The sequence below is a fragment of the Delftia sp. ZNC0008 genome (assembly GCF_000799035.1).
Taxonomy (GTDB): Bacteria; Pseudomonadota; Gammaproteobacteria; order Burkholderiales; family Burkholderiaceae_C; genus Comamonas; species Comamonas tsuruhatensis.
Window position 1 is genome coordinate 1 of the sequence record NZ_JTKZ01000847.1, and the last position, 7,688, is coordinate 7,688.

Annotated in this window: 10 protein-coding genes; 7 read left to right on the top strand and 3 right to left on the bottom strand. The window is 64.4% G+C overall.

What is annotated here, in order from left to right:
- Nucleotides 1-445 (bottom strand): adenine phosphoribosyltransferase (locus L995_RS27160; protein WP_047474466.1); only part of this gene is annotated, 445 nt, incomplete at its 3' end.
- Between the two features lie 96 nt (nt 446-541).
- Here L995_RS27160 and L995_RS27165 point away from each other — a divergent pair.
- The 4 genes from L995_RS27165 to L995_RS27180 are packed head-to-tail and all read left to right on the top strand — an operon-like array spanning nt 542 to nt 3,559.
- A complete protein-coding gene (locus tag L995_RS27165) occupies nt 542-1,543 on the top strand; it encodes a KpsF/GutQ family sugar-phosphate isomerase (RefSeq protein WP_016447251.1) in 1,002 nt (333 codons plus the stop codon).
- On the top strand, nt 1,543-2,103 hold the full coding sequence (locus tag L995_RS27170; RefSeq protein ID WP_016454196.1) for a KdsC family phosphatase: 561 nt from the start codon (nt 1,543-1,545) through the stop codon (nt 2,101-2,103). The genes L995_RS27165 and L995_RS27170 overlap by 1 nt, the downstream gene beginning before the upstream one ends.
- A complete protein-coding gene (gene lptC / locus L995_RS27175; RefSeq protein ID WP_016447249.1) occupies nt 2,100-2,717 on the top strand; it encodes an LPS export ABC transporter periplasmic protein LptC in 618 nt (205 codons plus the stop codon). Before L995_RS27170 ends, lptC begins: the two co-directional genes overlap by 4 nt.
- Before the next feature lie 41 nt (nt 2,718-2,758).
- Complete coding sequence (locus L995_RS27180; protein ID WP_016447248.1) at nt 2,759-3,559, top strand: SDR family oxidoreductase; 801 nt, start codon at nt 2,759-2,761, stop codon at nt 3,557-3,559.
- A gap of 103 nt (nt 3,560-3,662) precedes the next feature.
- Here L995_RS27180 and L995_RS32500 read toward each other — a convergent pair whose 3' ends face one another.
- Both L995_RS32500 and L995_RS27190 read right to left on the bottom strand, forming a co-directional pair.
- The gene (locus tag L995_RS32500) at nt 3,663-4,190 is read right to left on the bottom strand and encodes an RNA recognition motif domain-containing protein (RefSeq protein ID WP_082001643.1); all 528 of its coding nucleotides are present in this window, start codon (nt 4,188-4,190) and stop codon (nt 3,663-3,665) included.
- A gap of 255 nt (nt 4,191-4,445) precedes the next feature.
- Entirely contained in the window at nt 4,446-4,811 is a 366-nt protein-coding gene (locus L995_RS27190; RefSeq protein ID WP_016447246.1) for an RNA recognition motif domain-containing protein, read from the bottom strand.
- 493 nt (nt 4,812-5,304) lie between these two features.
- On the opposite strand from L995_RS27190, the gene L995_RS27195 reads away from it, so the two are divergent.
- The 3 genes from L995_RS27195 to metW form a co-directional block, all read left to right on the top strand.
- A complete protein-coding gene (locus L995_RS27195) occupies nt 5,305-5,883 on the top strand; it encodes a TMEM165/GDT1 family protein (protein ID WP_034348253.1) in 579 nt (192 codons plus the stop codon).
- A 106-nt stretch (nt 5,884-5,989) separates the two neighbouring features.
- The gene (metX, locus tag L995_RS27200) at nt 5,990-7,138 is read left to right on the top strand and encodes a homoserine O-succinyltransferase MetX (protein WP_047474469.1); all 1,149 of its coding nucleotides are present in this window, start codon (nt 5,990-5,992) and stop codon (nt 7,136-7,138) included.
- Nucleotides 7,135-7,688 (top strand): methionine biosynthesis protein MetW (gene metW / locus L995_RS27205; protein WP_047474467.1); only part of this gene is annotated, 554 nt, incomplete at its 3' end. The genes metX and metW, both read left to right, overlap by 4 nt.

Consider the following 7,688-nt stretch of genomic DNA (forward strand, 5'->3'; position numbering starts at 1 on the left):
CGCCCAGCTTTTCCAGCAATCTCTTGCCGGCCATCATGGTGCCGCCGGTGGCGATCAGGTCGTCGATCAGCAGTACGCGATCACCGGTCTTGACGGCATCTGTGTGCAGCTCCACCGTGGCGCTGCCGTATTCGAGCTCATAGGTTTCCTCCACCGTGGTGAACGGCAGCTTGCCCTTCTTGCGGATGGGCACAAAGCCAACGCCCAGCTCGTGGGCCACCACGGCACCCAGGATGAAGCCGCGTGCATCGAGCCCTGCCACCACGTCGGGGCGCATGCCGCGCTGCATGTAGCGGTGCACGAAGGCGTCGGTCATCACGCGAAAGACCTGGGGATCCTGCAGCAGCGGCGTGATGTCGCGGAACTGCACGCCGGGCGCCGGCCAGTCGGGCACGGTGCGTATGTGCGATCGCAGGTAGTCGTTGACGCTGAGGGTGGTGTGCATGGCGCTGGATCGGGGGCTGGAAAGAACGGGCCAGTGTACCCAGACGCCCGATGGGGCCGCCGCCGCCGGGTAGCCAGACCGCCTAAAATCTTCCAGATGAATTCTGATGCTGCCACCTTGAATGCGCTGGATACGTCCAGGGTCCTGCGCCTGGCCCGCGACACCCTGGGCATCGAGGCCGATGCCCTTCTTGCCATGTCGCAGCGCCTGGATGGCGTGTTCGGTGAAGTGGTGCAGCGCATCCTGAGCCTGTCCGGCCGCGTCGTCGTGATGGGCATGGGCAAGAGTGGCCATGTCGGGCGCAAGGTGGCGGCCACCCTGGCATCCACGGGCACTCCCGCCTTCTTCGTGCATCCGGGCGAGGCCAGCCATGGCGACCTGGGCATGGTGACCGGCATCGATCTGGTACTGGCGCTGTCCAACAGCGGCGAGGCCGATGAACTCACCGTGCTGCTGCCTGCCATCAAGCGCCAGGGCATACCCCTGGTGGCCATGACCGGCGGCGCGCAGTCCACGCTGGCCCGCCATGCCGACTGGGTGCTGGACACCCGTGTGGAGCGCGAGGCCTGCCCTTTGAACCTGGCACCCACGGCCAGCACCACCGCGCAGATGGCCATGGGCGACGCCCTTGCCGTGGCACTGCTCGATGCACGCGGCTTTGGCGCCGAGGACTTTGCGCGCTCCCATCCGGGCGGCGCGCTGGGCCGCAAGCTGCTGACCCATGTGCGCGATGTCATGCGCAGTGGCAAAGAGCTGCCCAAGGTCGGGGCCGATGCCAGCTTTGTCGAGTTGATGCGCGAGATGAGCGCCAAGGGCCTGGGCTGCTCGGCCATCGTCGATGCGGCAGGCGTGCTGCAAGGCATCTTCACCGACGGAGACCTGCGCCGCCGTGTCGAGGCCGGCACCGACCTGCGCGCGCTGCAGGCCGGCGATGTCATGCACAAGGGGCCCCGCACCATCGCCGAAGACGCGCTGGCCGTCGACGCCGCCAGCATGATGGAGGAGCACGGCATCACCGCCGTGCTGGTGGCCGATGCGCAGCACCAGCTGCGCGGCGTGGTCCATATCCGCGACCTGATGCGCGCCAAGGTAATCTGATGGCACGCGCTCCCTTGACGCCCGTGCAGAACTGGGACGCACCACTGCTGCTGCTGGCGCAGGACGTGCGGGTGGCATTCTTCGATGTCGATGGCGTGCTGACCGATGGCGGCCTGCTGTTCTCTGGCGAAGGCGAAGTGCTCAAGCGCTTCAACACGCTGGACGGCCATGGTCTGAAACTGCTGCAAAAGGCTGGCATCACGCCCGCCGTGGTGACGGGCCGCGATTCGCCCGCGCTTCGCCTGCGGCTGAGCAATCTGGGCGTCACGCATGCGCGCTTTGGCACGGAAGACAAGGTGCCTGCCGCCGAGGCCATCCTGAAGGAGCTGGGCCTGCAATGGCACCAGGCGGCAGCCATGGGCGACGACTGGCCGGACCTGCCCGTGATGCGGCGCTCCGCCTTCGCCTGCGCACCGGCCAACGCCCATGACGAAGTGCTGGCCGTGGCCGATTGGGTCACGCCGCGCAGCGGCGGTGAAGGAGCGGTGCGCCAGCTGTGCGACCTGCTGCTGGCCGCGCGTGGCGCCTATGCCGGGCTGCTGGCGGAATACGCATCATGACCCAGGCCTGGCGCCGCGTCGGTGACCGGCTTTCCCTGTACCTGCCCGTGCTGCTGATGGGCCTGCTGGCGCTGGGCACCTGGTGGCTGGTGCGCAATGCGCCGCAGCCCCTGGCCAGCGGCACCGAAAAGGCCGTGGCGCACGAGCCCGACTATTTCATGAAGGATTTCTCGATCAAGAGCTTCGATGCCACGGGGCGTCTGAAGAGCCAGATCGAGGGCAGCATGGGCCGCCACTATCCCGATACCGACACGCTTGAAATCGACAACGTCCGCATGTTCGCGGTCTCGCCCGAAGGCCGCATCACGCGCGGCAGTGCGAACCGGGCGCTGAGCAATGCCGATGGTTCCGAGGTGCAGATGTTCGGCAATGCCATCGTCACGCGCGAGCCATTTGTGACAGCAGGTAAACAGCCGCAGCCGCAGTTGCAATTCCAGGGCGAATTCCTGCACGCCTGGCCCAACGAGGAGCGCGTGAGTTCCAACCAGCCCGTGGTGCTGACCCGTGGCAAGGACCGCTTCACGGCCGACAGCATGCAGTACAGCAACCTGGATCTGGTCATGAAACTGCAGGGCCGCGTGCGCGGCACCCTGCAGCCTTCCAGGACCAAGTAAGGCGCCAGCGCAAGCGCAGGCATGCCGATGGAGAACAAGCCATGACGACATCCTCGCGCAGCCCGGCACCCCTGGCCTTCATCACCGGCGCATCCAGCGGCATAGGCCAGGCCCTGGCCTGGCACGCCTACCAGCAAGGCTGGTCGCTGGCGCTGGTGGCTCGGCGCGGCGACGTGATGGCGCAGTGGGCTGCGCAACAGGGCCTGGACTCCTCGCGTTTCGCCCTCTACGAGGCTGATGTGGGCGTGCCTGACAGCATCATCGCCGCCGCCCGGCGCTGCGAGCAGCAGCAGGGCCTGCCCGATGTCGTGATCGCCAATGCTGGCGTCAGCTGGGGCGTGGACACCTCGATGCGCGAGGACATCGACACCATGCAGCAGGTGCTGGCCGTCAACACGATGGGGGTTGTGGCCAGCTTCCACCCCTTCATCGCACCCATGGTGCAGCGTGGAAGCGGGCAACTGGTCGGAATTTCCAGTGTGGCCGGGCTGCGCGGCCTGCCAGGACACGGCGCTTATTGCGCCAGCAAGGCTGCAGTCATTGCCTATTGCGAAAGCCTTCGCGGTGAATTGCGCAGTAGTGGCGTAAAAGTCACGACATTGCTTCCTGGCTATGTGGATACACCCCTCACGCGTGGTAACCGCTATGGCATGCCATTCCTATTGGAGCCGCAGGAGTTTTCCGCAAGGGCCTGGCGTGCCATTGAAGCTCGCCGCAGTCTGGTCATCATTCCATGGCAAATGGCCTGGGTGGGGCGGTTGATGAAAATTCTCCCCAACGCGATATTCGACAGGCTGCTTGTAGGACGGAAGCGCAAACATCGGCATTTGGAAAATCCCTGATGCCCATTGCCGTTCGGAATATGCTCATGCACGCATCTTGTGCGTAAAAAAGGCTCCATGAAGGAGCCTTTTTGATTCGGGGTAACACTGAGAACCGTGGAACTCATTCCCCGTTGTTATTGTTGTTTCCCCAGCCGCCGCCACGGCCGCCATTGCGGGGGCCGGAGCCATAAGGGCTGCGGAATCCGCCGTCGCCACGACCGCCGTAGCCGCCGCCACCGCCGCCGTCGCCACGGCCATAGCCGCCACGGTCGCCACCGTCACCGCGTCCGTAGCCACCGCCATCACCGCGGCCACCGCCACCGTAACCGCCGCCGCCACCATCACCACGGCCATAGCCGCCGCCACCGCCGCCAAAGCCGCCCGAACGCGGGGGACGAGGCTCCATGGGACGTGCTTCGTTCACCACGAGGCTGCGTCCGCCCAATGGCTGGCCATTCATGCCCTGAACGGCAGCCTGAGCCTCGGCATCACTGCCCATCTCGACAAACCCGAATCCCTTGGAACGGCCTGTGTCGCGCTCCATCATGACCCGGGCGCTGGTGACAGCGCCGAACTGGCTGAATGCCTGCTCCAAGTCGTTGTCACGCACACCATAGGGAAGGTTGCCGACGTAAAGCTTATTGCCCATCAAAAACTCCTCAACTCCTCAATGCTCACTGGTTTGCGCTCGGCTTCAGGACGCACAGACATCAGGTTCCTTGTATACAAGAGCCTGGCCAACCTTCCTAAACACATAGCGTTCGAACGGGTCTGCCCGAAACTAAATTATGAAGCACAAAAATCAAAAAGATAAATGCTCGAAAACACAAGCTGATAACGTTTGGCAACAAAAAAGGGGCCCAGAGGGCCCCTTTTTTTGCTAACGCATGCTCTAAGCGAGAGCTTAGTAGCTGTTGCGACGGCCACCGCCGTAGCCGCCGTCGCGGTTGCCACCGCCGAAGCCGCCACCGCCGCCACCACCGAAGCCGCCGCCGAAGCCGCCGCTACGGGGAGCGCGGGGCTCCATCGGGCGGGCTTCGTTGACCACCAGGTCACGGCCGCCGCGGTTTTGGCCGTGCAGGCCTTGGATAGCAGCTTGTGCTTCGGCATCGCTGCCCATTTCGACGAAGCCGAAACCCTTGGAACGGCCGGTGTCGCGCTCCATCATTACCTTGGCGCTGTTAACGGCGCCGAATTCGCTGAAGGCTTGCTCCAGATCGCTGTCACGGAAGGTGTACGGCAGGTTGCCGACGTAAAGCTTGTTGCCCATGGAGGACTCCTGAAAAAACTGGAAAACGCGATGGAGCCCTAGGGAGTCAACACGGGATGACAACGTTAGAGACGCAAACGCACTAGCACTCATTGAGCCGAAGCCCGAACGAAAGCTCGCCCATTATGTGGCAGAAGTTTTCGCACGTTATTACTGTTTCGCAAAAATTCGTCGTGCCCGCCACAGAATGCCCCTGGGAGTTACCCTGAAATTGCGGCAGCGCATAAGCAAGTGCCTTGGCGGCAGTGGGGGCCGGCATGCAGATCCGAGGGCTGCTATGATCGCAGGCTCAGTCTTTGGGGAGTAGATCGTTCGGCTCAGCAGCCGGATGCATGCGTCAACAAACTTGGGCCTTCGCTGGCCTATGGCGTATGCGGCGCGCAGTGCAATGCTGCGTGTGACCGATCGAGACCATTGACCGCGCACCGATCCAAAGGCCGGAGTCGGAGCGTGGTCAATGCGTGCTCTATCCGGCCGGATAAATCCCCACACCATGGAAGCCTTCCTGATTTCAACCTCCGTCGTCGCGCTTGCCGAGATGGGGGACAAGACCCAGCTGCTGTCGCTGGTGCTCGCCGCGCGTTTTCGCAAACCCTGGCCCATCGTTGCGGGCATTTTCGTGGCCACCCTGGTCAACCATGCGCTGGCCGGTGCCGTGGGCGCCTGGATCACCAGCTATCTTGGCGAGAACGCCATGCGCTGGATTCTTGGCCTGTCCTTCATCGCCATGGCGGTCTGGATGCTGATCCCCGACAAGCTCGACGAGGACGAGGTGTCCGGACACTCGCGCTGGGGCGTCTTCGGCACGACGCTGGTGGCCTTCTTCCTGGCCGAGATGGGCGACAAGACGCAGATTGCCACCGTGATGCTGGCGGCCAAGTACAACGCCTACCTTTGGGTGGTGGCGGGCACCACGCTGGGCATGATGCTGGCCAACGCTCCCGTGGTGTGGCTAGGCGACAAGCTGGTCAAGCGCGTGCCCATCCGGCTGGTGCATGTGATCTCGGCCGTGATCTTCCTGGTGCTGGGCGTGCTGGCCCTGTTCCTTCCGGGGGCAGGGGTTTTGGCATAATGATTCTTCATGCGCCGATTTGCTTCTGCTTGCGGGCGCTTTATAAATCCAGCTAAAGACGACACCAGAGAACCCGGCCTCGTTTTTAGCGATGCCGGGTTTTTTCATGTCCTTCATCGCCACACCACAATCCATGCACTTCGACGAGCCGCTGCCGCTGCAGGGCGGCGGCTCGATCCGTGACTACGACCTCGCCTACGAGACCTACGGGCAGCTCAATGCCGACCGCAGCAATGCCGTGCTGGTCTGCCATGCGCTCAACGCCTCCCACCATGTGGCCGGCGTGTACGAGGGCCAGCCCAAGAGCGAGGGCTGGTGGGACAACATGATCGGCCCCGGCAAGCCCGTGGACACGAACCGGTTCTTCGTGATCGGCGTGAACAACCTGGGCTCGTGCTTTGGCTCCACGGGCCCCATGCACCCGCATCCGGACACCGGCAGGATCTATGGCGCCGACTTTCCCGTGGTCACCGTGGAGGATTGGGTGGACGCCCAGGCCCGGCTGCTGGACCGGCTGGGCATAGCGCAGCTGGCCGCGGTGCTGGGCGGCAGCCTGGGCGGCATGCAGGCGCTGTCCTGGTCGCTGCGCCATCCGGACCGCATGCGCCATGCCGTGGTCGTGGCCAGCGCGCCCAACCTCAATGCGGAGAACATCGCCTTCAACGAGGTGGCGCGGCGCGCCATCGTCACCGATCCGGATTTCCATGGCGGGCATTTCTACGAGCATGGCGTGGTGCCGGCGCGCGGCCTGCGCATCGCCCGCATGATCGGCCACATCACCTACCTGAGCGACGACGTGATGAACCAGAAGTTCGGCCGCCAGCTGAGGGAGGGCCTGGACCTGAAGTACAGCACGCAGGACGTGGAGTTCCAGATCGAGAGCTACCTGCGCTACCAGGGCGAGAAGTTCAGCAGCTACTTTGACGCCAATACCTACCTGCTGATCACGCGCGCGCTCGACTACTTCGACCCGGCGCGCACGCATGGCGGCGACCTGACCCAGGCGCTGTCGGTGGCCAAGGCCGGCTTTTTGCTGGTCAGCTTCACCACCGACTGGCGCTTCGCGCCCGCACGCAGCCGCGAGATCGTGAAGTCGCTGCTGGAGAACAACCGCGACGTCAGCTATGCCGAGATCGACGCGCCCCACGGCCATGACGCCTTCCTGCTCGACGACCCCCGCTACATGAACGTGATGCGCTCCTACTTCGACGGCATCGCCCAGGAAACCACGACAGCCGCCAAGGAGGCCGCATGACCGAGCTGAACACCATGCAGGCGATTGCGCGCCTGATCCCCAAGGGCTCGCGCGTGCTCGACCTGGGCTGCGGCGATGGCGCCCTGCTGTCGCACCTTCAGCGCGAGCGTGGCTGCACCGGCTACGGCGTGGAGCTGGATGACGCCAACGTGCTGGCCTGCGTGCGCCGGGGCGTGAACGTGCTGCAGCTGAACCTGGAGGACGGCCTGGCCATCTTCCAGGACAACAGCTTCGACGTGGTGCTGCAGATCGATACGCTGCAGCATCTGCGCAATGCCGAGACCATGCTGCAGGAGACGGCGCGCATAGGGCGCGCGGGCATCGTCGCCTTCCCCAACTTCGCGCACTGGCCCAACCGCCTGTCCGTGCTGCGCGGGCGCATGCCGGTGACGCGGCGCCTGCCCTACCAGTGGTATGACACGCCCAACATCCGCGTGGGCACCTACAAGGACTTCGAGGTGCTGGCCACCCGGAACCGGCTGCGCATACTGGACTCCTTCGGCCTGCAGGATGGCCGCAGCGTGCGTACCCTGCCCAATCTCATACGCGG

Excerpts from the sequence above, each read along its gene's own strand:
- metX (WP_047474469.1), top strand. The coding sequence starts at position 5,990 with ATGTCCTTCATCGCCACACCACAATCCATGCACTTCGACGAGCCGCTG.
- L995_RS27180 (WP_016447248.1), top strand. The coding sequence starts at position 2,759 with ATGACGACATCCTCGCGCAGCCCGGCACCCCTGGCCTTCATCACCGGC.
- L995_RS27195 (WP_034348253.1), top strand. The coding sequence starts at position 5,305 with ATGGAAGCCTTCCTGATTTCAACCTCCGTCGTCGCGCTTGCCGAGATG.
- lptC (WP_016447249.1), top strand. The coding sequence starts at position 2,100 with ATGACCCAGGCCTGGCGCCGCGTCGGTGACCGGCTTTCCCTGTACCTG.
- L995_RS27170 (WP_016454196.1), top strand. The coding sequence starts at position 1,543 with ATGGCACGCGCTCCCTTGACGCCCGTGCAGAACTGGGACGCACCACTG.
- L995_RS27165 (WP_016447251.1), top strand. The coding sequence starts at position 542 with ATGAATTCTGATGCTGCCACCTTGAATGCGCTGGATACGTCCAGGGTC.
- L995_RS32500 (WP_082001643.1), bottom strand. The coding sequence starts at position 4,190 with ATGGGCAATAAGCTTTACGTCGGCAACCTTCCCTATGGTGTGCGTGAC.
- L995_RS27190 (WP_016447246.1), bottom strand. The coding sequence starts at position 4,811 with ATGGGCAACAAGCTTTACGTCGGCAACCTGCCGTACACCTTCCGTGAC.